The sequence below is a fragment of the Bacteroides sp. AR29 genome (assembly GCF_900217715.1).
In the GTDB taxonomy this organism is placed as follows: domain Bacteria; phylum Bacteroidota; class Bacteroidia; order Bacteroidales; family Bacteroidaceae; genus Bacteroides; species Bacteroides uniformis.
This window is the reverse complement of sequence record NZ_OBMS01000023.1, coordinates 1-25,598: the sequence shown is the minus strand read 5'-3', so window position 1 is coordinate 25,598 and position 25,598 is coordinate 1. Positions and strand designations below refer to the sequence as shown.

General features: G+C 49.8%; 19 protein-coding genes. 17 read left to right on the top strand and 2 right to left on the bottom strand.

Annotated features, from left to right (window positions below; translation table 11 throughout):
• The first annotated feature begins 70 nt into the window (after positions 1-70).
• The 12 genes from ftcD to CSD97_RS14315 all read left to right on the top strand — a co-directional run bounded on the left by ftcD (position 71) and on the right by CSD97_RS14315 (position 15,242).
• Entirely contained in the window at positions 71-961 is an 891-nt protein-coding gene (ftcD, locus tag CSD97_RS14370; RefSeq protein WP_005833514.1) for a glutamate formimidoyltransferase, read from the top strand.
• 63 nt (positions 962-1,024) lie between these two features.
• Complete coding sequence (gene hutI, locus CSD97_RS14365) at positions 1,025-2,278, top strand: imidazolonepropionase (RefSeq protein ID WP_098032617.1); 1,254 nt, start codon at positions 1,025-1,027, stop codon at positions 2,276-2,278.
• A gap of 48 nt (positions 2,279-2,326) precedes the next feature.
• A complete protein-coding gene (locus tag CSD97_RS14360) occupies positions 2,327-2,956 on the top strand; it encodes a cyclodeaminase/cyclohydrolase family protein (RefSeq protein WP_098032616.1) in 630 nt (209 codons plus the stop codon).
• On the top strand, positions 2,953-4,449 hold the full coding sequence (gene hutH, locus CSD97_RS14355) for a histidine ammonia-lyase (protein ID WP_098032615.1): 1,497 nt from the start codon (positions 2,953-2,955) through the stop codon (positions 4,447-4,449). The genes CSD97_RS14360 and hutH overlap by 4 nt, the downstream gene beginning before the upstream one ends.
• Positions 4,450-4,604: 155 nt before the next feature.
• On the top strand, positions 4,605-5,267 hold the full coding sequence (locus CSD97_RS14350) for a TetR/AcrR family transcriptional regulator (protein WP_005825647.1): 663 nt from the start codon (positions 4,605-4,607) through the stop codon (positions 5,265-5,267).
• A 27-nt stretch (positions 5,268-5,294) separates the two neighbouring features.
• Positions 5,295-6,647, top strand: a complete 1,353-nt coding sequence (locus CSD97_RS14345) for a TolC family protein (RefSeq protein WP_057087526.1) — start codon at positions 5,295-5,297, stop codon at positions 6,645-6,647.
• A gap of 43 nt (positions 6,648-6,690) precedes the next feature.
• Positions 6,691-7,707: an efflux RND transporter periplasmic adaptor subunit gene (locus CSD97_RS14340; protein WP_022400662.1), complete on the top strand. Its 1,017-nt coding sequence runs from the start codon at positions 6,691-6,693 to the stop codon at positions 7,705-7,707.
• A gap of 102 nt (positions 7,708-7,809) precedes the next feature.
• The gene (locus CSD97_RS14335) at positions 7,810-10,980 is read left to right on the top strand and encodes an efflux RND transporter permease subunit (protein ID WP_057281922.1); all 3,171 of its coding nucleotides are present in this window, start codon (positions 7,810-7,812) and stop codon (positions 10,978-10,980) included.
• A gap of 51 nt (positions 10,981-11,031) precedes the next feature.
• Positions 11,032-11,325: a PG0541 family transporter-associated protein gene (locus CSD97_RS14330; protein ID WP_005825638.1), complete on the top strand. Its 294-nt coding sequence runs from the start codon at positions 11,032-11,034 to the stop codon at positions 11,323-11,325.
• Positions 11,326-11,448: 123 nt separating this feature from the next.
• Positions 11,449-12,828: an SGNH/GDSL hydrolase family protein gene (locus CSD97_RS14325; protein ID WP_009037291.1), complete on the top strand. Its 1,380-nt coding sequence runs from the start codon at positions 11,449-11,451 to the stop codon at positions 12,826-12,828.
• Complete coding sequence (locus CSD97_RS14320; protein ID WP_232059003.1) at positions 12,812-13,747, top strand: SGNH/GDSL hydrolase family protein; 936 nt, start codon at positions 12,812-12,814, stop codon at positions 13,745-13,747. Before CSD97_RS14325 ends, CSD97_RS14320 begins: the two co-directional genes overlap by 17 nt.
• The gene (locus CSD97_RS14315; protein WP_057098260.1) at positions 13,734-15,242 is read left to right on the top strand and encodes an MBOAT family protein; all 1,509 of its coding nucleotides are present in this window, start codon (positions 13,734-13,736) and stop codon (positions 15,240-15,242) included. The genes CSD97_RS14320 and CSD97_RS14315 overlap by 14 nt, the downstream gene beginning before the upstream one ends.
• Here CSD97_RS14315 and CSD97_RS14310 read toward each other — a convergent pair whose 3' ends face one another.
• The gene (locus CSD97_RS14310) at positions 15,243-16,910 is read right to left on the bottom strand and encodes a beta-N-acetylhexosaminidase (RefSeq protein WP_057098261.1); all 1,668 of its coding nucleotides are present in this window, start codon (positions 16,908-16,910) and stop codon (positions 15,243-15,245) included.
• 90 nt (positions 16,911-17,000) lie between these two features.
• Complete coding sequence (locus CSD97_RS14305; RefSeq protein ID WP_098032613.1) at positions 17,001-17,837, bottom strand: helix-turn-helix domain-containing protein; 837 nt, start codon at positions 17,835-17,837, stop codon at positions 17,001-17,003.
• 190 nt (positions 17,838-18,027) lie between these two features.
• Here CSD97_RS14305 and CSD97_RS14295 point away from each other — a divergent pair, with 190 nt between their 5' ends.
• The 5 genes from CSD97_RS14295 (at position 18,028) to CSD97_RS14270 (ending at position 25,546) form a co-directional block, all read left to right on the top strand.
• Complete coding sequence (locus CSD97_RS14295) at positions 18,028-19,143, top strand: efflux RND transporter periplasmic adaptor subunit (RefSeq protein ID WP_005825620.1); 1,116 nt, start codon at positions 18,028-18,030, stop codon at positions 19,141-19,143.
• Between the two features lie 20 nt (positions 19,144-19,163).
• Entirely contained in the window at positions 19,164-22,355 is a 3,192-nt protein-coding gene (locus CSD97_RS14290; RefSeq protein ID WP_098032612.1) for an efflux RND transporter permease subunit, read from the top strand.
• Positions 22,356-22,386: 31 nt separating this feature from the next.
• Complete coding sequence (locus CSD97_RS14285; RefSeq protein ID WP_098032611.1) at positions 22,387-23,787, top strand: TolC family protein; 1,401 nt, start codon at positions 22,387-22,389, stop codon at positions 23,785-23,787.
• A 186-nt stretch (positions 23,788-23,973) separates the two neighbouring features.
• Positions 23,974-24,693, top strand: a complete 720-nt coding sequence (locus CSD97_RS14280; RefSeq protein ID WP_005825612.1) for an SGNH/GDSL hydrolase family protein — start codon at positions 23,974-23,976, stop codon at positions 24,691-24,693.
• A 244-nt stretch (positions 24,694-24,937) separates the two neighbouring features.
• A complete protein-coding gene (locus CSD97_RS14270; RefSeq protein ID WP_098032610.1) occupies positions 24,938-25,546 on the top strand; it encodes an HU family DNA-binding protein in 609 nt (202 codons plus the stop codon).
• Positions 25,547-25,598 lie beyond the last annotated feature (52 nt).

Here is a 25,598-nt window from a genome sequence, read left to right as displayed (position 1 = left end):
CCGATAAAAAGAATTCGCGTCATCTGCGTCTGAAAAATCAGAGTATATATATTTTTTTTTAAAGAGCATTATGAATAAGATTATGGAATGCGTCCCCAATTTCAGCGAAGGGCGCGATTTGCAGAAGATAGATAAGATAGTAGCTCCTTTTCGGGGCAAACAAGGTGTGAAACTGTTGGATTACAGTAACGATGAAGACCACAACCGCCTTGTGGTGACCGTAGTGGGCGAGCCGGAACCGCTTCGTGATGCTGTGCTCGAAGCTATCGGCGTGGCGGTAGAGCTGATAGACCTCAATCACCATCAGGGACAGCATCCTCGTATGGGTGCTGTAGATGTAGTACCTTTTATCCCCATCCGGAATGTGACGATGGAAGAAGCCGTTGCCCTCTCGAAAGAAGTGGGCAAGGAGGTTGCAAAACGTTACAATCTTCCCGTCTTCTTATATGAAAAGTCTGCTTCTGCCCCTCATCGGGAGAATTTGGCTGCTGTCCGTAAAGGGGAGTTCGAAGGTATGGCCGAGAAGATAAAGCAACCGGAATGGCATCCCGACTTCGGACTGGCCGAACGTCATCCCACCGCAGGCACAGTGGCTATCGGTGCCCGCATGCCTTTGGTGGCCTATAACATCAACCTCAATACCCCCAGTCTGGAGATAGCCCATGACATCGCTAAGAAAATCCGTTTCATCGGCGGAGGACTGCGTTATTGCAAGGCAATGGGAGTGGAGTTGAAGGACCGCGGCATCACGCAGGTATCCATCAACATGACGGACTATACCCGCACCGCCCTCTACCGTGCTTTCGAACTGGTGCGTGTGGAAGCCCGCCGCTACGGCGTCAGTATTGTGGGCAGTGAGATTATCGGTCTGGTGCCGATGGAGGCCTTGATAGATACAGCGTCCTACTATCTGGGATTGGAGAACTTCTCCATGGAGCAAGTCTTAGAAGCACGAATGTAACCGAATTAAATAGTACTAACTTAATTCCCCTCCCTACGGGGGAGGGGTTAGGAGAGAGGCTTTATGACAGAAAACCTTATTATATTCAATACCCGTGTAGTGACCCCCCTCGGCTTTTCTGCCCGTTGCGGCAAGGAGATGGAGCAACTGAGCATCATCGACAATGCTACGGTGGAAGTGACCGATGGCATCATCACCTACGTCGGACCTAACCGTGGAGAGGAGCGTGACGGCTATTATCAGCACTACTGGCATTACAATGCCCGCGGCAAGTGTCTGCTACCCGGCTTTGTGGACTCACACACACATTTTGTGTTTGGTGGCGAGCGTGCCGAGGAGTTCTCCTGGCGTTTGAAGGGAGAGAGTTACATGTCCATCATGGAACGTGGAGGAGGCATCGTGAGTACGGTGAAAGCTACCCGTGCATGCAATTTCATCCAGCTGCGCAGCAAGGCGGAGGGCTTTCTGAAGCAGATGAGTGCTATGGGAGTGACTACCGTAGAGGGAAAGAGCGGCTACGGTCTGGACAAGGAAACCGAGCTCCTGCAGCTTCGGGTGATGCGTAGCCTTAATAATGACGAGCACAAGCGTGTAGACGTTGTCTCCACTTTTCTCGGTGCACATGCTGTGCCTGCAGAATACAACGGACAGACGGACGAGTACGTGGACTACATTATCCGCGAAGTGATGCCCGTAGTGGTTCATAATAATTTGGCAGAGTTCTGCGATGTCTTCTGTGAGCAGGGCGTTTTCTCCATCGAGCAGTCCCGTCGCCTTTTGCTGGCAGCCAAGGAAATGGGACTTGCCTTGAAACTCCATGCCGACGAGATTGTACCATTAGGGGGTGCCGGACTGGCTGCTGAACTTTCTGCCGTCTCTGCCGACCATCTGCTGCATGCTTCGGATGCGGACATCCACGCCATGGCCGACAAGGGAGTTGTGGCGACCCTTCTTCCGCTGACAGCCTTTGCTTTGAAGGAACCCTATGCTCGTGGGCGCGAAATGATTGATGCTGGTTGTGCCGTGGCCCTTGCCACCGACCTCAATCCGGGCAGTTGTTTCTCCGGTTCCATCCCCCTGACATTTGCCTTGGCGTGCATTTATATGAAAATGAGTATTGAAGAGGCCATCACTGCCCTGACCTTGAACGGTGCCGCCGCCTTGAACCGCGCGGATAGCATCGGCAGCATCGAGGTGGGCAAGAAAGGGGACTTCGTAGTGCTCAATACGGATAATTATCACTTTCTACCTTATTATGTAGGTATGAATTGTGTCAATACCACCATAAAGGGGGGAGTGCTTTATCCTGTACTTTAAGAAGTGCTGATATCCCCTCTTAATCCTTAATCTTTAATATTTAATATCATGTTAGTTGATTTGACAGTAAAGGAATTTTTGAATAAAGTGGCGGGTAGCGATCCCGTCCCCGGTGGCGGTAGTATTGCCGCTTTGAACGGTGCTATTGCTTCTGCTCTTGCCGCTATGGTTGCTAACCTCACCATCGGTAAGAAAGGTTATGAACTTCACGAAGAGCTGATGCGCCATATCTCCGGAGTTGCCTTGCAGCAAAAGGAGGCTTTTGTAGCAGATATAGACCGCGACTCTGAAGCCTACGACAAGGTGTTTGCCTGCTTCAAGATGCCGAAAGCTACGGATGAGGAAAAGGCGGCGCGCAGCGCTGCCATCCAGGAGGCTACCAAGTTTGCCGCCCTTGTTCCCATGCAGGTGGCACGCAATGCGTATGAGCTGATGACGGTCATCATGGATGTAGCCCGCCTGGGCAACCGCAATGCCGTTACGGATGCTTGTGTGGCCATGATGTCTGCCCGTTCGGCTGTGCTGGGCGCACTGATGAATGTACGCATCAACCTGGGTTCGCTGAAGGACAAGGAGTTTGTGTCCAAGCTCCAAAGTGAAGCCGACGAATTGGAACGCCTGGCTTGTGCGAAAGAAAAGGAATTGTTGGACGAAATCAATCAAGAGCTGAAAGTATGAACAATGTCTATTATGTAGGTTCCGGTGAGTTGACCTTCGACCTCATCGAACGTATCATCAATGAAAACCTGAAACTGGAGCTGGCTCCGGAAGCCAAGCTGCGGATACAGAAGTGCCGCGATTATCTGGACAAGAAGATTGCGGAGTCGGAAGAACCCTTGTATGGCATTACTACCGGTTTCGGTTCGTTGTGCAGTAAGAGCATTTCGTCGGACGAGCTGGGCACCTTGCAGGAAAATCTCATCAAGAGCCATGCTTGCAGTGTGGGCGAGGAGATACGCCCGGTCATCATCAAACTGATGATGTTGCTCAAGGCGCATGCCCTCTCTTTGGGGCATAGCGGTGTGCAGGTCATCACCGTGCAGCGCATCCTAGATTTCTTCAATAACGACGTGATGCCTATCGTTTATGACCGTGGCTCACTGGGCGCCTCCGGCGACCTGGCTCCTCTGGCCAACCTCTTCTTGCCGCTTATCGGTGTGGGCGATGTCTATTATAAAGGAAAGAAGCGCGAGGCTATCAGTGTGCTCGATGAGTTCGGTTGGGAACCGGTGAAGCTGATGAGTAAAGAGGGATTGGCATTACTCAACGGTACCCAGTTTATGAGTGCCAACGGTGTCTTTGCCCTTCTCAAAGCCTTCCGTCTCTCCAAGAAAGCCGACTTGATTGCCGCCCTTTCTCTGGAAGCTTTCGACGGGCGTATAGACCCGTTTATGAACTGTATCCAGCAGATCCGTCCACACAAGGGCCAGATAGAAACGGGTGCCAACTTCCGCAAACTATTGGAAGGCAGCGAACTGATAGCCCGTCCCAAGCAGCATGTACAAGACCCTTATTCGTTCCGTTGCATCCCTCAGGTGCATGGGGCCACGAAAGACGCCATCCGTTACGTGGCTTCCGTCCTGCTGACGGAAATCAATTCTGTGACGGACAATCCCACCATCTTCCCCGATGAGGACCGTATCATCTCGGGCGGTAACTTCCACGGCCAGCCGCTTGCCATTTCCTACGACTTTCTCGGCATTGCCCTGGCAGAGTTGGGCAATATATCCGAGCGGCGCATCGCCCAGCTTATCATGGGGCTGCGTGGACTTCCGGAATTCCTTGTGGCCAATCCCGGTCTGAACTCCGGTTTCATGATTCCGCAATATGCTGCCGCGTCTATGGTAAGCCAGAATAAGATGTACTGCTATGCCGCCAGCAGCGACTCCATCGTTTCCTCCAACGGGCAGGAAGACCATGTCAGCATGGGTGCCAATGCAGCTACTAAGCTTTATCGCATTATGGACAATCTGGAGCATATCCTTGCCATCGAACTGATGAATGCCGCTCAAGGCATCGACTTCCGCCGTCCGGCAAAGACTTCTCCCGTTCTGGAGCGTTTCCTGCACGAATATCGCAAGGAAGTCCCTTTTGTGAAGGAAGACATCGTGATGTATAAGGAAATCCATAAGACAGTCGCTTTCCTCAACCGGACAAAGTTTGATTATTAGGAACTTCCCAATAAATCTGCCAGAAACATAATAATTATTAATCTGTTAACAATAAGAAAGGAAACTTAATTGGCGAATTGAGTTTTCTTTCTATATTTGTCCCGTTTTATTCCGATAATGAATAAAAATAGTTTTAGTTTAGAAAGGGAAGAAAAATGGGCGAACACACGAAGCATTCAACATCACGGGTGGAACTGAGGGAACGTATCATTCTGGCCGCCGTAGAATTATTTACAACAAATGGAATAAAAAGTATCACGATGGATGAGATTGCCGCATCTTTGGGTATCTCTAAGCGCACTCTCTACGAAGTTTTTCCGGACAAGGAAACCTTGTTGGAAGAATGTATCCTGAAGTCCCAGAAGGATGGTGATATTTTTGTGAAAGGAGTAATAGAGACTTCCAGTAACGTATTGGAAGTTTTGTTGAGATGTTATCAGTGGAGCATAGAGCGTTTTCATGCCACGAACAAGAAGTTTTTTGAGGATATCAAGAAATATCCCAAGGCTTATCAGTTGATGAAGAACAATCGGAACCGGAGCTCGGAAGATACAGTGAACTTCTTCAAAGAGGGCGTGAAGCAAGGCATTTTTCGTGATGATGTGAATTTCGCCATTATCAATCTGCTCGTGCGCGACCAGCTCGATTTGCTGATGAATTCGGACATCTGCAATGAGTATTCTTTCCTTGAAGTGTACGAATCTATCATGTTCACTTTCTTGCGCGGTATCTCTACGGAGAAGGGTGCCCGTGTCCTGGAGGACTTTATCTGCGAATATCGCAAGAATCAGGTAAAGCCGGATGAAACGAAGGAGTAGTTTTAATAAATAATCTATTTTTGATTTATGAAGATGCAGAGATTTTGGGTAGGAAGAGCACTACTGTTGGCAGTTGCTGTGCTGTATGCCGGCGGCTATGTGCGCGCACAAGAGGCAAAGGATACCCTGACCCTGACCCTTGACCGTGCCTTGGAGATTGCTTTAAGCGACAATCCTACCATAAAGGTGGCGGAGGAAGAAATTGCTTTGAAGAAAGTGACTCACAAGGAGACCTGGCAGAACTTGCTTCCGCAGGCAAGCATTGACGGTACGTGGAATCATACCATCAGTGCGGCACAGATGAATCTTGGCGGACAGTCGTTCAAGATGGGTATGGACAATTCGAATACGGTAAGCGGGGTGCTGAATATCAGTTTGCCCATATTCGCCCCTAGCGTATATAAGGCCATGTCGATGACGAAGACAGACATTGAACTGGCTGTGGAAAAGTCACGGGCTTCTAAGCTGGACTTGGTGAACCAGGTAACTAAGGGTTACTATCAGCTGATGCTGACGCAAGACTCCTACGATGTGTTGCAGAAGAGCTATAAGCTGGCGGAAGACAACTACAACATTGTCAATGCCAAGTATCAGCAGGGTGCCGTCAGTGAGTTCGATAAAATCAGTGCCGAGGTGCAGATGCGCAGCATTAAGCCGAATGTGATTTCGGCGGGTAATGCCGTGACGTTGTCCAAGTTGCAGTTGAAGGTACTGATGGGGGTAACGGCCGATGTGGATATAGAGATTGCCGACAATCTCGGCAACTATGAGACGGAGCTGTTTGCCAATGAACTGAATCAGCCCGCTGCCAATCTGAACAATAATACGACGATGAAGCAGTTGGACTTGAACCGGAAGATGCTCAATCAGAACATCAAGTCACTCCGTGCCAACTTCATGCCTACTTTGGGTATGAACTATTCTTACCAGTACCAGTCACTCTACAACGAGGATTGGAACATCCTCGATTATAATTGGAGCGGAAGTTCCGCACTGATGTTTACGCTGAGTATTCCTTTGTATAAGGCAAGCAATTTCACCAAGCTCAAGTCCAACCGTATTCAGATACGTCAGTTGGAGCAGAACCGTCTGGACACAGAGCGAAAGCTGAACATGCAGATTACCAGCTACCAGAACAACATGGCTGCCAGTTCCGAGCAGGTTGTCAGCAACCGCGAGAATGTGATGCAGGCACAGAAAGCTGTGCAGATTGCCGGTAAACGCTATGAGGTAGGTAAAGGTACGGTGTTGGAGCTGAACACTTCGCAAGTGCAGCTTACGGAGGCCGAACTGACTTATAATCAGTCCATCTATGATTATCTGGTTGCGAAGGCTGACCTTGACCAAGTGCTGGGAAAGGATTATATTGCAGAGAACTAAGAATGAAGAACTAAGAATGAAGAATAGAAATAAGAACAACGATATGAAAAAAGGTTTTCAATGGATGGCCCTGCTGGTTGTTGCCATGCTGGGGGCATGTAGCGGAGGTAGTGATAAAGCTGCTGCTGAGAAGGTGGACGAAAAGCCGAGGGTGAAACTGGCCGAGGTGTCGTCCCGTCCCGTGGAACAGATTCAGGAATACACCGCTACGGTGGAAGCCGAAGTAAAAAACAATATTGCTCCCTCTTCTCCGGTGCGTATAGACCGCATTTTTGTGGAGGTGGGCGACCGCGTGTCGAAAGGCCAGAAGCTGGTCAGCATGGATGCTGCCAATCTGAAGCAGATAAAATATCAGTTGGACAACCAGCAGATAGAGTTCAAGCGTATTGACGAGTTGTATAAGGTAGGCGGTGCCTCCAAGTCGGAGTGGGATACCGCCAAGATGAATCTCGACATCCGTGAGACTTCCTATAAGAATCTCTTGGAGAACACCTCGTTGCTCAGTCCCATTAACGGGGTGGTGACGGCACGCAATTACGATAACGGAGATATGTATAGCGGTGGAGAACCGGTACTGGTAGTGGAGCAAATCACTCCGGTAAAACTATACATCAACGTATCCGAAGGCTACTTTACCAAAGTGAAGAAGGGCGCTCCCGTATCCGTGAAAGTAGATGTCTATGGTGACGAGGAGTTCGAAGGCAAAATCAGCCTTGTTTATCCTACCATCGACCCGGCTACCCGTACTTTCCCGGTAGAGATACAGCTTGTCAACCGTGATCAGCGCGTACGTCCGGGAATGTTTGCCCGCGCCACGCTGAACTTCGGAACACAGGACCACGTGGTTGTTCCCGACCTGGCCATTGTGAAGCGTGCCGGTTCAGGCGACCGCTATGTCTATGTCTACAAGAACGGCAAGGTGTCTTATAATAAGGTAGAGCTTGGCCGTCGTATGGATACGGAGTATGAGTTGATTTCCGGTGTAGACAATAACTCTCAAGTTGTTATTGCTGGGCAGTCTAAATTAGCCGATGGTGTGGAAGTCGAGGTAGAAAAATAATATGGTAATGTGGTAATGTGATAATATGCTAATGTGCCGATGTAGCTACATTGCGCAGCCAATTAGCATATTAGCACATTGGCAAATTAAAGAATTAATCTTATGAGTTTATACGAAGGAGCGGTTAAGAAACCGATTATGACCTCGCTCTGCTTCCTGGCAGTGGCTATATTTGGTCTGTTCTCTCTGTCGAAATTGCCGGTAGACCTTTATCCGGACATCGAGACCAACACCATTATGGTGATGACGACCTATCAGGGTGCCAGTGCCTCGGACATCGAGAATAACGTGACCCGTCCGTTGGAAAACGTGCTGAATTCGGTCAGCAACTTGAAGCATATCACTTCCCGTTCGTCGGAGAATATTTCCGTGATTACGCTGGAGTTTGAGTATGGATATGACATAGACGTGCTGACGAACGACGTGCGTGATAAACTGGACATGGTGAGCTCCATGCTGCCCGATGAGGTCGAAACTCCCATCATCTTCAAGTTCAGTACGGACATGATTCCTATCCTGCTGCTCTCCGTGCAGGCAGAGGAGAGCCAGCCGGCTCTTTACAAAATATTGGATGACAACGTGGCGAATCCCTTGGCGCGTGTGCCCGGTGTGGGTACGGTGTCCATTTCGGGTGCCCCCAAGCGTGAGGTCAATGTATATTGCGACCCCAATAAACTGGATGCCTACAACCTTTCTGTAGAAACTATCAGCTCTATTATCAGTGCCGAAAACCGGAATACGCCGGGCGGTACGTTTGATGTAGGTAGCAATACCTATTCGCTGCGTGTGGAAGGTGAGTTCAAGGATCCCAAAGAGATGGAGAACATCGTGGTAGGTACGCACAACGGTGCTTCCGTCTATCTGCGCGATGTGGCAAAAGTTGTGGACTCTGTGGAGGAACGTGCACAGAAGACGTATAGCAACGGTGTGCAGGGCGCTATGATTGTGGTGCAGAAACAATCGGGTGCCAATTCTGTAGCCATTTCGCAGAAGGTAATTGATATGTTGCCACAGTTGCAGAAGTCACTGCCGAGCGATGTGAAGCTGGGGATCATTGTCAATACTTCCGATAACATCTTGAATACGATAGACAGCTTGGAGGAAACCATTATGTACGCTATGCTGTTCGTTATCTTGGTGGTGTTCGTTTTTTTGGGGCGTTGGCGTGCCACGGTCATCATCTGTATCACCATACCGATGTCACTGGTTGCCTCGTTCATCTATCTGGGTATCATCGACGGCGGTTCACTGAATATCATCTCGCTCTCTTGTCTCTCTATTGCTATTGGTAACGTGGTGGACGACGCCATTGTGGTACTCGAGAATGTAACGACCCATATTGAACGGGGTTCCGAACCGAAGCAGGCAGCGATACATGCCACGAACGAGGTGGCCATCTCCGTAATTGCATCTACGCTGACTATGATTGCGGTATTCTTCCCATTGACGATGGTAAGTGGTATGTCCGGTGTGTTATTCCGTCAGTTGGGATGGATGATGTGTGTGATTATGACGGTTTCCACAGTTTCAGCCTTGTCATTCACCCCGATGATGTGTGCGCAGCTTCTGCGTTTGCAGAAAAAGCAGAGTAAGATGTTCGTTACGCTCTATACGCCGATTCAGCGTGCGCTGGATGGTCTTGACGTGTGGTATCAGAACCGGTTGAACTGGGCTGTGCGCCATCGTCTGACGGTTATGGCAGGCTGTGCCGCATTCTTTGTGGCAAGTCTGTTCTGTGCCAAGTATATCGGTACCGAGTTCTTCCCGGCAGCAGACAATAGCCGCATCGGTATCAACCTTCAGTTGCCCATCGGGGCCCGTGTGGAGCGTGCGGAAGCGTTGGCTTCGGAACTGACAAACAAGTGGATGACACGCTACGGAGATATGATGAAAGTTTGCAACTACACTGTGGGGCAGGCGGACTCTGACAATACGTTTGCTTCCATGCAGGACAACGGTAGTCATATCATTAGTTTCAATATCAGTCTGGTGAGTCCGGGAGACCGTGACGTGACACTGGAAACCGTTTGCGACGAAATGCGTGAGGACTTGAAGGGGTATCCCGAATTGGACAAGGCGCAGGTTATTCTGGGCGGTAGCACAGGCGGCATGAGCGCCCAGGCAAGTGCCGACTTTGAGGTTTATGGTTACGACTTCACCGCTACGGACAAAGTGTCAGCCGAACTGAAAGAGAAATTGTTGCAGGTGAAAGGTGTGAGTGAAGTGAACATCAGCCGTCAGGATTATCAGCCCGAATATCAGGTGGACTTTGACCGTGAGAAGCTGGCATTGCATGGCTTGAATCTTTCTACTGCCTCCAACTATCTGCGTAATCGTGTAAATGGTGCTTTGGCATCTTATTATCGCGAAGATGGTGACGAGTACGACATCCGTGTGCGTTACGCTCCCGAATTCCGTACAAAGATTGAAGATTTGGAGAACATCCTTATTTATACGCCTTCCGGTGAGGGTATCCGCGTGAAAGACCTCGGCAAAGTAGTCGAGCGTTCTGCTCCTCCTACCATCGAACGTAAAGACCGTGAGCGTATTGTTACTGTATCTGCGGTTATTTCGGGAGCACCTTTGGGCGATGTGGTGGCCGATGGTAATGCTATAATTGATAAGATGGACCTACCAAGTGGTGTTTCTATCCAGATTTCGGGTTCGTATGAGGACCAACAGGATTCATTCTCCGACTTGGGAACGCTGGCTGTATTGATTGTTATTCTCGTATTCATTGTGATGGCAGCTCAGTTTGAGTCTTTGAGTTATCCGTTCATCATCATGTTTTCCATTCCATTTGCATTCAGCGGTGTGTTGATGGCATTATTCTTTACGGGAACCAATTTGAATGTGATGTCGCTTTTGGGTGGAATCATGTTGATTGGTATTGTGGTGAAGAACGGTATCGTACTCATCGACTACATCACGCTTTGCCGCGAACGTGGTCAAGCGGTGCTTCACTCTGTAGTCACGGCAGGCCGCAGCCGTTTGCGTCCGGTATTGATGACTACGCTGACCACTATCCTCGGTATGGTGCCGATGGCTGTAGGGCAGGGTGAAGGTGCCGAGATGTGGCGTCCGTTGGGTGTTGCCGTAATTGGCGGTCTGACGGTATCTACCATTCTGACATTGATTCTTGTCCCCGTACTCTATTGCTCGTTTGCAGGTGTTGGTATCCGCCGCACGCGTAAGAAGATTAAGAAAGACCGTGAGCTGAATGATTATTACCAGTTGCATAAGGAGAAGATGACGAAACCACGTAAACAATGATTAATCATTATCCGTTAATCATTAAACATTAATCACTAAACATTATATAGCGTGAAATCAGTATTTATAACATTCGACCAAGCGTTCTTTGAACGTATCATGGCATTGCTTGACCGCCACAACTGCCGCGGCTTCAGCTATTGGCAGCAAGTACAGGGGCGTGGCAGTAAGACGGGGGAACCGCACTATGGCAGCCATGCCTGGCCCAGTATGTGTTCCGCCATCATCACTATCATAGATGAGGCTAAGGTGGCTCCGTTGCTCGAAGCGCTCCACCGGATGGACAAGGAGACCGAGCAACTCGGACTCCGTGCTTTTGTTTGGAATATCGAACAGACCATTTAATCGGGTCTGCTCTGTCTATAACCGTTATCCCCGGAGAAAAAATCTTGTTTCTTTGGGGATAATTCTTTTTTGTCCGGAGAGATTTTTTCAACCTATATCTATATCTTTGCGGCCACATTAGGTATGGAAAAGAATTCATTGAAATATACGGGTCTGTTGGCGTTTATCGTATGGGGTGCATTGTTGCTGATGCATCTGTTGCCAAGTATTACGATGGGTGGCCGTGTGCTGAGGCGTGTGGATATCTTGGGGGACGTGCGTCGTCCTTCCAAGCCGGTGAGTGAGCCGGACAGCCTGCTGCCTCCGCCCCCGAAGGTGAAGCCCGCCTTTGTGGACACCTGCCGTGCGGGCATGACGTGCATTGAAGATTACAGCGATTCTACCATGCGTGGCATGACGCGGTTCTATCAGGCGCTCGACGAGCTTGCCAAAGCACCCCGTCCGGTTCGTATCGCCTACTTCGGCGACTCCTTTATCGAAGCGGATATTCTGACGGCTGATTTACGCGAGATGCTTCAGCAGAAATATGGCGGTTGCGGAGTAGGTTTTGTCACCATTACGTCCATGACCAGTGGCTTCCGTCCTACAGTGCGTCATTCCTTCAGCGGATGGCAGAGTCATTCTGTCATGGACTCCGTGTTCTTTGACCGTAGCAAGCTGGGAGTCTCCGGACATTACTTTATTCCGAATACCGGTGCTTATGTGGAACTGCGGGGGCAGAAGAACTATGCCTCCCGTCTGGATACTTGCCAGCGTGCCAGTATTTTTTTCTATAACCGTGGCACAACCACCCTTTCTGTCCGCGTCAATCGTGGCGAAGCAACTACCGAGACTTTTGAGCCGATTGATGATTTGCAGGAGATGACGGTAGAGGGAAATATCGGTTCTGTCCGTTGGACGGTGGAAAGTGCGGACTCCACCTTGTTTTATGGCCTTGCCATGGACGGTACTTCCGGCATTGTGCTGGATAACTTCTCACTGCGTGGCAGCTCCGGCCTCTCCCTCCGTTCTGTTCCCGTGTGGATGATGCGCGAGTTCAACGAGCAGCGACCCTACGACCTGATAATCCTGCAATACGGCTTGAATGTGGCCACCGAGCGCGGACGCAATTACGATAGGTACATTGCAGGTATGCAGACAACGGTGGAACATCTCAAGGAAGCCTTTCCGCAAGCTGCCATCCTTGTGGTCAGCGTGGGCGACCGTGACTATAAGACCGAAGAAGGGGAGCTGCGTACCATGCCCGGTATCAAGAATCTGGTTCGTTATCAACAGAATTTGGCGGCGGATGAGGCTGTCGCTTTCTGGAACATGTTCGAGGCTATGGGTGGGGAAGGCAGTATGGCAGAGATGGTGCATGCCAAGCCGTCACTGGCCAATTATGATTATACGCACATCAACTTCCGTGGTGGAAAGTATCTTGCGGGATTGCTTTATGAGTCTTTGATTTATGGTAAGGAACAGTATGACAGAAGGAGGGCCTACTATGAAGAGGAGCCATAAGGAGGATTCACGATTGTACGATTTACGATGTACGATTTGCTGCGCGGTGCTGGTGCTGATTGCGGCGATAGGGCCGCTCCATGCACAAGATGTATTGCCGGGCAGCCTTTCGTGTCATGTCGGCGGAACGGATTGTGATACTCTCTGCCTCTATTCCCAACGTACGGATACGGTGTCTGTCCCTTTGATAACTTTTCCCGCCGCATTCCGGCAAATGAAGGAGAATGTACTTACCGACAGTCTGGGTATTCTTAATCCTTTCTGGGAGAAGCTACGTCTGTCCCGGCTGGGCGCTTCCGCTGATACGCTTCGCATCGTACATGTGGGCGACAGCCATATACGCGGCCATATCTTCCCCCGTACCACTGGTGCGTTGATGCAGGACACTTTCGGAGCAGTCTCTTATACCGATGTAGGTATCAACGGTGCATTTTGCATTACTTTCACCCGTCCGGACCGTATTGCTGATATTGCGGCTCTGCATCCCGACCTGCTTATTCTTTCCTTCGGGACGAACGAAAGCCATAACCGCCGTTACAATACAATGCTGCACTATCGCCAGATGGACGACCTTGTACGCATGCTTCGCGAGAAACTGCCGAATGTACCGATGTTGATGACGACCCCTCCGGGCTCTTACGAGAGTTTCCGGCAGCGTCGCCGTCGTCGAACCTATAAGATTAATCCGCGTACTGCCGTTGCCGTGCAGACTATCCGCCGCTATGCCGATGAAAACGGATTGGCGGTATGGGACATGTACGAAATACTTGGCGGTACCCACCGTGCCTGCCTCAACTGGCAGGAAGCCGGATTGATGCGTCCGGACCATGTACACTATTTGCCGGACGGTTACCGCCTGCAAGGCGAGCTGTTCTACCAGGCCTTGTTAAAAGCTTATAACGATTATGTGGAATATTGACGAATTTTTATCCGGATTGAATATAGACTTGGACCGTTTGCGCGATGTCTTCACTTATGACCCGCAAGCCCCGATGATATTCAGCAGTGGTATTTTCCTCTGGCTGTTTGTCGCTTTTATATTGGTTTATCTGTTGTTGCAACGCCGGACGACGGCGCGTTTGCTGTTTGTCACCTTGTTTTCCTATTACTTCTATTATAAAAGTAGTGGCACTTATTTCTTCCTGCTTGGACTGGTGACGGTCTGTGACTTTTTCATTGCACGCTTGATGGCACGCGAGGCTATTCCCTGGCTACGTAAGGCATGGGTTGTGTTGAGTCTGTTCATCAATTTGGGATTGTTGTGTTACTTCAAGTACACCAATTTTCTGGGCGAAACTTTTGCCTCGCTGACGGGAGGCACGTTCACGACAATGGATATTTTCCTTCCGGTGGGCATCTCTTTTTTCACTTTTCAGTCGTTGAGCTATACGATAGATGTGTACCGTCGCCAGATAACGCCTCTGACCAGTTTGTTGGATTATGCTTTTTATGTTTCTTTCTTTCCCCAGTTGGTGGCGGGTCCTATTGTACGTGCCCGTGATTTCATTCCGCAAATCCGCCGCCCGCTGTTTGTCTCCAATGAGATGTTCGGACGTGGAATCTTCCTCATCGTGAGTGGGCTCTTCAAGAAAGCGGTTATATCGGACTATATCAGCGTTAACTTTGTAGAGCGTATTTTTGATAATCCTACTCTTTATTCGGGGGTGGAGAATCTGATGGGTGTTTATGGCTATGCCTTGCAGATTTATTGCGACTTCTCCGGTTACAGTGATATGGCTATCGGCATTGCCTTGTTGCTGGGCTTCCATTTCAATATCAATTTCGATTCCCCTTATAAGTCCGCTTCCATTACGGAATTTTGGAGGCGGTGGCATATTTCGCTTTCCAGCTGGTTGCGCGATTACCTTTATATTTCTTTGGGAGGCAACCGGAAGGGGAAAATTCGCCAATATGCCAATCTCATCATTACCATGTTTCTGGGCGGCTTGTGGCATGGCGCTTCGTGGAATTTTGTACTTTGGGGAATGATGCATGGCGTTGCGCTTGCAGCCCATAAGTTCTGGATGACGCTTACCGGGCGTAAGAAGGGGACGGAGAGCCATGGCATCCACCGCTTCTTCGGAGTGCTTGTCACTTTCCATTTTGTTTGTTTCTGCTGGATATTCTTCCGTAATGCGGAGTTCTCCACATCAATGGATATGCTGAAGCAGATATTCACTACTTTCCGTCCGCAACTCTTCCCGCAGCTGGTAGAGGGTTATTGGGAAGTGTTTGCACTGATGGCATTGGGCTATCTGCTGCATTTTGTGCCCGACAGTTGGGAACGTGCTTGCACAAAAACAGTAATCCGCCTCCCCTTGTTGGGAAAGGCGGTACTGATGCTTGCTGTAATCTATCTGGTCATTCAGATGAAAAGTTCGGAGATACAGCCGTTTATCTATTTCCAGTTCTGATTACTTCTTCTCGGTCGCTGTGGAGTCTGCCTGCTGTCGGAAGGGTTCTCGGTAGTTGAGCCCGTCTCTCCGGTAGAGGCCGATGAGTCCGGCCAGTCGGGTAGTGAAGTTTGTATAATCTTTCTTTTCCAGTTGTGTCCATTGTACTTCGGCAAGGGCGGCCATACGGGGGAGAACCATATACTCTACCTGTTCGCTGGTCGGGATGTATTCTGTCCAAAGGTTGGCTTGTGTGCCGAGTATGTGCTTGGCTTGTTCTTCGGTCAGTGAGGCGGTAGGATTCAGACTGTATACTTTCTCCAATGGGACAAAGCCTCCGATGGCAAATGGTTCGTGCCGGGTATCCTCACTTTGGTAATAATCAAAGTAGCAATAGTCATTGGGTGTCATTATCACGTCGTGTCCCAGTTGGGCCGCCTTGATTCCTCCTGCCGAGCCACGCCATGACATAACAGTTGCGTTGGGGGCGACGTCGCCTTCCAGAATCTCATCCCAGCCGATAATCTGGCGTCCTTTACTATTGAGGAGCTTTTCGATACGTGTCATACAATAGCTCTGCAGACGGTCTTCGGCAGTATGGTTCTTGTCGGCTTTCAATTTTTCGGTTCTGATACGTGCCTGGCATTTGGGACACTTTTCCCAACGGGTGCGGGGAGCTTCGTCACCGCCGATGTGGATGTATTTGGAAGGGAATATGTCAATGATTTCGGCCATGACATCTTCGAGGAACTGCATGGACTTTTCGTTGCCGATGCACAGCACATCTTCGAATACGCCCCAACGTGGGCACACTTCATACGGTCCACCGGTACATCCCATTTCGGGATAGGCGGCCAGTGCGGCAAGCATGTGTCCGGGCAGGTCTACTTCGGGGATGACCGTGATATAGCGCTCCCCGGCATATTTTACGATTTCTTTGGCTTGCTCCTGCGTATAGAAACCGCCATACTGGGTGTTGTCATACTCTTCGGTGTTCCGGCCGATAACGGTACGGTCGCGCCAGGCGCCGATTTCCGTCAGCTTGGGATACTTCTTTATTTCTATTCTCCAGCCTTGGTCTTCGGTGAGGTGCCAGTGGAAGGTATTCATATTGTGAAGTGCCAGCAAGTCTATGTATTTCTTTACGAACTCAATGGGAAAGAAGTGGCGGCCCACATCGAGGTGCATGCCTCGGTAGCTGAAGCGGGGTTCATCCTGGATGCTGCCGGCAGGCAATAGGATAGAGGTGGCTTTGGTTTCGGCAGGGATTGATTTACGCAGGGTTTGTATACCGTAGAACACTCCGTTCTCGGTCTGTCCGTTTAGGGTCACCCGGTCGGCTTTGACGGTCAGCACATAGCCTTCCCGGTTGCCGATAGCCGGATCCAGTCCCAATGTGATGGCGCCTTTGGGCGCTTCGCTCCCCGGGGCAAGGGCTTCTGTCTGGAGGGTGCGGCCGGTGGACTGGCTGATGTATTCGGCCAGAAACTCGGCATTGCGTTTCAAAAGTTCATTGTTTTCGGGGTAGGCGATGATGGTACCGTCATTCAGGTTGAAGGGGGATTCCTGACTCAAGGCAACCTCCTGGGGCAAGGGAATGACTTGATAGTTGGCTGTTGTTTCTACTCCGCATGAAGAGCAGGCCAGGATGAGAGTGCCTGCAAGGAGCATGTGTGTAAGTTTTCTCATGGCATTGAACTGATTAAATTAGTGTCTGACAAATATAGAGAAAAAATACTAAAGAGGCAGAGGAGAAGGGGATAAATGCATGCTCATACCTCAGTTCTTTTTTGCTCTATACTCCTTGGGTGACATTCCCGTGTGTTTCTTGAAATATCGTCCGAAGAAAGACTGGTCGGGAAAACGATATTTGTCGGCAATCTCTTTCAGTGACATGCCGGTGGATTGCAGCGCCATTTTCAGTTCCAATATCAGGTTTTCGTCAATGATTTCTTTGGCAGAATTTTCCGCCACTTGTTTGGTGATGGCAGATAGGTAGCGGGTCGAAATGCAGAGTTGGTCAGCATAAAAAACGACATCCCGCTGGGTAGTACAGTACGTATGTACCAGATTTATAAACTTTTTGAACAATTCTTCTTTCCGGTTACTGCCATTGATTTGTTCCTCCGTAAAGTAACGTTGAACCTTGTCGTAGGTGTCAAGAAAGAAAATTTGCAGCAGGTTTTGTGCAATGGCTTCGCGATACAGATTTTCAGAATCGCGGTAGATGGCATTGCTTGCCGTGATGAGTCCCGTGATAGCACGAACCGGTTCGTCTTCGGTATGCGTATAGCATGCATTCTCCTTTATAAAATGTATGAAGGGCGGCTCTAAACGGAAGCATGCCGTCTTGAACATTGTCTCGGAATAGGCAAAGAAGTCCACCAGAAAATCTTTACTCGCACTTGTCAGTGAAATAATGGAACTTGGAAGCAGCGTAATGTGCGTATTGGGTACAATATGATATTTTCTTAAATCTATTGTGATAATTGCTTCTCCACGGGTGCAGAACATCAGTGCTCCATTGTTCATTTTCAGAAGACGTTCCCGGAAGAATTCCAGCTTGTCTGTTCCGGCTCTGAACGTTTCTTGTTTGGTAGTCAGTAATGGGTTCATATGTTAGATTGCTTATGATTTGCGGTTACAAAGGTACGAGTTCTTTTTGGATTGTTAAATGGCATGTTCCGAAAATGAACAGTCGTGTACCTTCAATGAAACAAATGGTTGTTCAAAAACGGCATACCTTTGCTGCCGGCTTAAAAAATGAAAGAGAAAGCCGACGTATTATTTTTTTAAGATAAAAAGTATGATAACAAAAAAGAGTATGATGAAACAGATGATGACCGTCATCTGTAGTGCAACACTGGCAGCCTGCGGCAGCGCGCCTGTCGTGCAACCCCAGTCGGAATATCAGGTGATGACTATTTCGACTACCGACAAAGAACTGCAGACAATTTATTCCGCAGCCATCCGCGGACGGCAGGACATTGACATCTATCCGCAGGTGTCTGGTACACTCACCAAACTTTGTGTGGAGGAAGGACAGACCGTGCGTCGGGGGCAAGTCTTGTTTATTATCGACCAGGTGCCCTATCTGGCAGCCTTGCGCACAGCAGAAGCCAATGTGGAAGCTGCCCGTGCCGGCGTGGCCACTTCGCAACTGACATATGACAGCAAGAAGGAGCTTTATGCCCAGAAGGTGATTTCCGAGTTTGACTTAAAGACTTCCTACAACAGCCTGCTGACAGCGAAAGCCCAGTTGGCCCAAGCCGAGGCGCAGCAGGTGAATGCCGCCAATAACCTCTCTTATACAGAAGTGAAGAGTCCGGCAGATGGAATGGTAGGTACGCTCCCTTATAGGGTGGGGACGTTGGTCAGCGCCAGTTTGCCCAAACCACTGACGACCGTATCCGATAATTCTAATATGTATGTCTATTTCTCCATGACAGAGAATCAGTTGCTTGACCTCACCCGCCGCTACGGCTCCAAGGATAAGGCGCTGGCAGAGATGGACTCTATCGAATTACAGCTCAATGACCGTTCTGTCTATCCGCAAGAAGGTAAGATAGAAACTATCAGTGGTGTAATTGATACCTCTACGGGTACAGTCAGTCTGCGTGCCGTGTTCCCCAATAAAGAGGGATTGCTGACCAGTGGCGGTTCGGGCAACGTCATCATCCCGGTACGGAAAGAGAACTGCATCGTTGTTCCCCAGAGTGCCACTTACGAAGTGCAGGACAAGGTCTATGTATATAAGGTAGTTGACGGCAAGGCGCAATCAGTTCCCGTGCAAGTGACCCGTGTGAATGGAGGTCAGGAATATATCGTAGAGAGTGGCTTGAAAGTGGGGGACACAATTGTGGCCGAAGGCGTGGGTTTGCTGCGTGAAGGTACTTCCGTCCAACCCAAAACGAATGAATGATAATTTTTAACCGATAGAATATGAACCTCAGAACTTTTATAGAACGCCCCGTTTTTTCGGCAGTCATCTCCATTACGATTGTCATTCTGGGCATCATCGGATTGTTCACCTTGCCCGTTGAGCAATATCCCGACATTGCGCCGCCCACCATCATGGTGAGCACCACTTACTATGGTGCCAGTGCGGAAACCCTTCAGAAAAGTGTTATCGCTCCGTTGGAAGAGGCCATCAACGGTGTAGAGGACATGACTTACATGACTTCTACCGCCAGCAATGCAGGGTCGGTTTCCATTACTGTGTACTTCAAGCAGGGTACAGACCCGGACATGGCGGCGGTCAATGTGCAGAACCGTGTGTCCAAAGCCACGGGGCAGCTTCCTGCCGAAGTAACCCAGGTGGGCGTCACCACCAGCAAGCGGCAGACCAGTATCTTACAGATGTTCTCTTTATATAGCCCTGATGACAGCTATGACGAAAACTTTCTTGCCAACTATATCAGTATCAACCTGAAGCCGCAGATTCTACGTATCTCCGGTGTGGGCGATATGATGATTATGGGTGGTGACTACAGTATGCGTATCTGGATGAAACCGGATGTCATGGCGCAGTACAAGCTGATACCTTCGGATGTGACGGCTGTGCTGGCTGAGCAGAATATCGAATCGGCTACCGGGTCGTTCGGTGAGAACTCGGATGAGACGTATCAATATACCATGAAATATACGGGACGCCTCATTACTCCTGAAGAGTTCGGCGACATCGTCATCCGTTCTACCGAAGACGGCGAGGTGCTGAAACTGAAGGACATCGCCGACATAGAACTGGGTAAGGACAGTTATGCCTACAAAGGTACCATGGATGGACATCCCGGTATCTCCTGCATGGTGTTCCAGACCGCGGGCTCCAATGCCACGGAAGTGAACCGGCAGATTGACCGGCTCCTTGAAGAAGCACGCAAGGACTTGCCGAAAGGCGTGGAGCTTACCCAGATGATGTCCAGCAACGACTTCCTTTTCGCCTCTATCCACGAAGTGGTGAAAACGCTGATTGAGGCTATTATCCTGGTTATCCTGGTGGTTTATGTCTTTTTGCAAGACATCCGCTCTACGCTGATTCCGCTGGTAGGTATCGTTGTTTCACTGATTGGTACGTTTGCTTTCATGTCCGTTGCCGGATTCAGTATCAATCTGATTACGCTGTTTGCGCTGGTATTGGTGATTGGTACGGTGGTGGATGACGCCATTGTCGTGGTGGAGGCGGTGCAGGCACGGTTTGATGTGGGCTATAAGTCCTCCTACATGGCAAGTATCGATGCGATGAAGGGCATCAGCAACGCGGTTATCACTTCTTCACTGGTGTTTATGGCGGTGTTTATTCCGGTATCGTTCATGGGAGGGACTTCCGGTACGTTCTATACCCAGTTTGGGTTGACGATGGCGGTGGCCGTTGGTATTTCGGCGATTAATGCGTTGACACTCAGTCCCGCACTTTGTGCCTTGCTGCTGAAGCCTTATATCAATGAGGACGGAACGGAGAAGAATAATTTTGCTTCGCGCTTCCGCAAGGCATTCAACACGGCTTTCGAGGCGGTGGTCGAGAAGTATAAGAAGATAGTGTTGCTGTTCATCAAGCGCCGCTGGCTGGGATGGTCGTTGCTGGCACTTTCGGTAGTGCTGCTGGTATTCCTGATGAATACCACCAAGACCGGACTGGTGCCCGATGAGGACCAAGGAACGTTGTTTGTCAACGTTAGCACCGCTCCGGGTAGCTCGCTCAAGACGACAAATGACATTATAGACCGCGTGGAGAAGCGTCTGGAAGACCTTCCTCAGAAATTGCACTTGCAGAAAGTTGCCGGTTATGGTCTGCTGTCCGGGCAGGGAAATTCTTTCGGTATGATTATCGTGAAGCTGAAACCTTGGGACGAGCGTACGGCAAAGGAAGACCAGGTGCAGGCAGTCGTCAACCAGATATACGCTCGCACGGCGGATATTAAGGATGCTACAGTCTTTGCCATTGCTCCGGGTATGATTCCGGGCTATGGTATGGGTAATGCGCTGGACTTGAATGTGCAGGACAAGCAGGGAGGGGATATGAACACCTTCTTCCAGACCACCCAGCAGTATCTGGCGGCACTGAACCAGCGTCCGGAAATTTCGATGGCATACTCCACGTTCGATGTACGCTATCCGCAGTGGACCGTCGAGGTGGATGCTTCCAAGTGCAAACGTGCCGGGATTACTCCCGACCAGGTGTTGTCCACACTGTCGGGCTATTATGGCGGGCAATATGTCTCCAACTTCAACCGTTTCTCCAAAGTTTACAAGGTAATGATTCAGGCCGACCCGAAGTTCCGTTTGGATGAGGCTTCACTGAACAATGCCTTTGTGCGCATGTCCAACGGTGAGATGGCTCCGTTGAGCCAGTTCGTTACGCTGACCCGTTCCTACGGTGCCGAGTCCTTGAGCCGCTTCAACATGTTCAACTCCATTGCCGTGAATGCCATGCCTGCTGAGGGATACAGTACCGGTGACGCCATCCGTGCCGTACAAGAAACGGCGGAGATAGCCTTGCCGAAGGGATATGGCTATGACTTTGGTGGCATCACCCGCGAGGAAAGCCAGCAGAGTGGTACTACAGTCATCATCTTCGGTATCTGTATCTTGATGATTTACTTGATTCTGAGTGCGCTTTACGAGAGCTTTCTGATTCCGTTTGCCGTTATCCTGGCCGTTCCTGCGGACCTGATGGGGTCGTTCCTTTTTGCCAGGATAGCCGGGTTGGAGAATAATATCTATTTGCAGACGGGACTTATCATGCTGATAGGTCTGTTGGCAAAGACCGCTATTCTGTTGACGGAGTATGCCGCCGAGCGCCGTAAAGCGGGAATGGGGCTGATTGCTTCTGCCGTCAGTGCGGCAAAGGCGCGTTTCCGTCCCATCCTGATGACGGTACTGACGATGATTTTCGGCCTTTTCCCCTTGGTGGTTGCCACGGGTGTCGGAGCCAACGGTAACCGTTCATTGGGTACGGGTGTTGTCGGTGGTATGTTCATCGGCACATTGGCGCTGCTGTTCATTGTTCCTGTCTTGTTCATCAGTTTCCAGTGGTTGCAGGAGCGGCTTCGTCCTGCCCAATCCGTCCCGACGAGCGACTGGCAGATTGAGGAAGAGATGAAAGTAAGCCGGAAGGAGATAGAAGAATCACATTAGTACATTATCGCGTAACTAACATAAAAAAATAATGAAGAAACAATTCATATTATTAGCTGTCGCCGGCTTGGTACTGACCAGTTGCGGCATCTATACCAAATACCAGCGCCCGGAGGACATCACGACCGATGGACTTTATGGACACGATTTGGATGGGCAAAGTCTGGATAGCCTGAGTCTGTTTGCGGCATCGGACACTACCTCCATCGCTTCCCTTTCCTGGCGCGAGCTTTTTACGGACCCGCAATTACAGTCGCTCATCGAACAAGCCTTGCAAGGCAACACTGACCTGCTTTCCGCCCAACAACGTATCAAGGAGGCAGAAGCCACGCTGATGTCGGCCAAACTTTCGTACCTGCCTTCGTTTATGCTCACTCCGCAGGGTGGCGTCAGCAGTTTCGACAATTCCAAAGGCTCGTGGACCTATTCCGGCATTGCCTCGGCAAGTTGGGAAGTCGATATTTTTGGTAAGTTGACCAATGCCAAACGCCGTTCCAAAGCGCTCTACCTTCAAAGCTTGGAGTACGAACAAGCCGTCAACACTTCGCTGATAGCTAATGTGGCCAATTTGTACTACACCTTGCTGATGCTCGACGAGCAATACTGCATTTCCGAAGAAACAGCCGCCAGTTGGCGCGAAAGTGTACGCACCATGCGAGCCATGATGGCTGCAGGTATGACGAACGAGGCGAGTGTCTCGCAATCCGAAGCCAACTGTCGTCAGGTGGAAGCTTCGCTGCTCGACCTCCGGCAGCAGGTAAAGGAAGTGGAGAACAGTCTCTCCATTCTGTTGGGCGATGTTCCGGGCACCATTGAGCGTGGCCGGTTGGCGGGGCAGGAGTTCCCGCAGGAACTTGCGGTGGGCGTACCTCTGCAACTGCTTTCCCGCCGTCCCGATGTGAAAAGTGCCGAACTCTCGCTGGCATCCGCTTTCTACAGCACCAATGCCGCCCGTTCTGCTTTCTACCCCTCCATCACCCTGAGCGGTACAGCTGGCTGGACCAACTCGGCAGGAAGCATGATTGTCAATCCAGGAAAACTACTCTTCTCCGCCATCGGTTCGCTGACACAACCCTTGTTCAACAAAGGGCTGAACGTGGCACAGCTCAAGATAGCCAAAGCACAGCAGGAAGAAGCCAGGCTCGCTTTTCAGCAAGCTTTGCTCAATGCCGGTAGCGAAGTGAACAATGCTCTGACCCAAGTGCAGGTAGCCCGTGGAAAGACGGAGCTCCGCGCAAGGCAGATAACTTCACTGGAAACTACCGTCCGCAGCACCCGGTTACTGATGCAACACGGCACTTCCATCTATTTGGAAGTGCTCACTGCCCAGCAGGGGCTACTCTCTGCCCAACTGACACAGGTAGCCGACCGCTTTGATGAAATACAAGGTATCATCAACCTCTATCAAGCCCTCGGTGGAGGGCGGGAGTAAAATATACTCTTTCTCATCTTCATTCTCTCGCCCCTCTATCAATCCGGCATTTCCTTTTTTTGTGGGAATCCGATGGTAGAGGGGCTTTCATATAAGCGGGCTATGGCAAAAAAACTACGGTTTCTTGCCGTCAAACCGGGACAAACTTTATAACTTTGCGGCATACGACATAAAAATCTATCTATTATGAACTGCAAATCCTTGTTTTTTCTGGTTGTTTTTTCCCTGACCCTTATATCAGGGGTGTTTGCTCAAAAGAAAGTTTCTATTCTTGGCGATTCCTATTCCACTTTTTACGGTCATGTCTCTCCTGCCGCCAATCTCTGCTGGTATGGAGTTCCCGGCGAAAAGAAAGAGAATGATGTGACAAAGGTGGAGGAAACCTGGTGGTACCGTTTCATCCATGAGCACGGCTTTCAGTTGGAACGCAACAATTCCTATTCCGGCTCTACCGTCTGTCATACCGGTTACGAGAAAGCTGATTACTCCGACCGTTCTTTTATCACCCGTATTCACAACCTCGGCACCCCCGACATAATCCTTGTTTTTGGCGGTACCAATGACAGTTGGGCAGGTGCTCCCATTGGCGCATACCAATATGATGGCTGGACGAAAGCCGATTTGTATAGCTTCCGTCCTGCCTTTTGCTATCTGCTTGCATCTCTCAAGCAGCTCTATCCTGCGGCCAGGATTTATAATATTACCAATTCTGAATTATCCGAAGAGGTAACTGATTCCATGGATGAAATTTGCCGGCACTATGGCATCGAGAATATTCGTTTGCACGACATTGATAAACAATGGGGGCATCCTTCTGTGCAAGGAATGCAGAGTATCGATGCTCAGGTTTGGGAGTCTGTCTCCCCGATATTGGAGGCTTCTGTTTCTTTGCCTGCCAAGAACTAAGGACAGACTCATTGGGAGTTATCCTTTTCTATCCTAAATGCTAATCTTTCCACTGCCGTATTCTTTTCTTTCCACAGCTGTGGAAAGAAAAGAATACGGCAGTGGAAAGAAAGTAAAATCCTTGTGGCAAGAAAAATAATTAGTACCTTTACTGCCAGCTTCTGCCGATTTCGAGAACATTTCTTCCCCAAGTTTGCTGCAAGTTTCCCTCAATTCTCTATAAACCATTAATTTAAATTATTTTATGAGTGCTTATTATGACCTTTATGAAACGCCCGTCCCCGAAGGCGAGGAACCGAAGTCGCTGCATGCCCGTGTCTGTTCCAAGGGAACCATTTCTGGTAAAGAGTTTATGGAACGGGTTTTTCGTGAAGAACATATGCCCCACGCCATGGTTGTGGGTATTGTGCAAGCCATCACCACTACGCTTGGAGACTGGCTGGCAAAGGGCTATACGGTGGAGATAGAGGGACTTGGCTTCTTCAGCACCACGCTGAAGTGTACCCATCCGGTGATGAATAAGAAAGAAGTACGTGCGGAGTCGGTCAAGATGTCCACGGTGAAATTCCGTTCCGGCATCGAATTCAAACGTTATGTGGCAGGTAAGATGGAGTTGGAACGTGCGGATAAACGCTTTTTCCCGGATAAACCGAAAGCAATGGGCGACATGGTTGCCCGTGAAAAAAGCATGATGGACTTTCTGGAGGCTAATGTCTGTATTACTCGTGCAGAATATTCCCGCCTTGTCCATGTCACCGCCCGCCGGGCTTCGAGGGATTTGCAGACATTTATCGATTCCGGCGTGATTCGCAAGCGTGGTGCCGGCCGTTCTGTGGTCTATGTCAAGGGGTGAACTTAGTATATTCCGATGCGCGCGCGTATATATATAATGTGTCCCCTTCCTT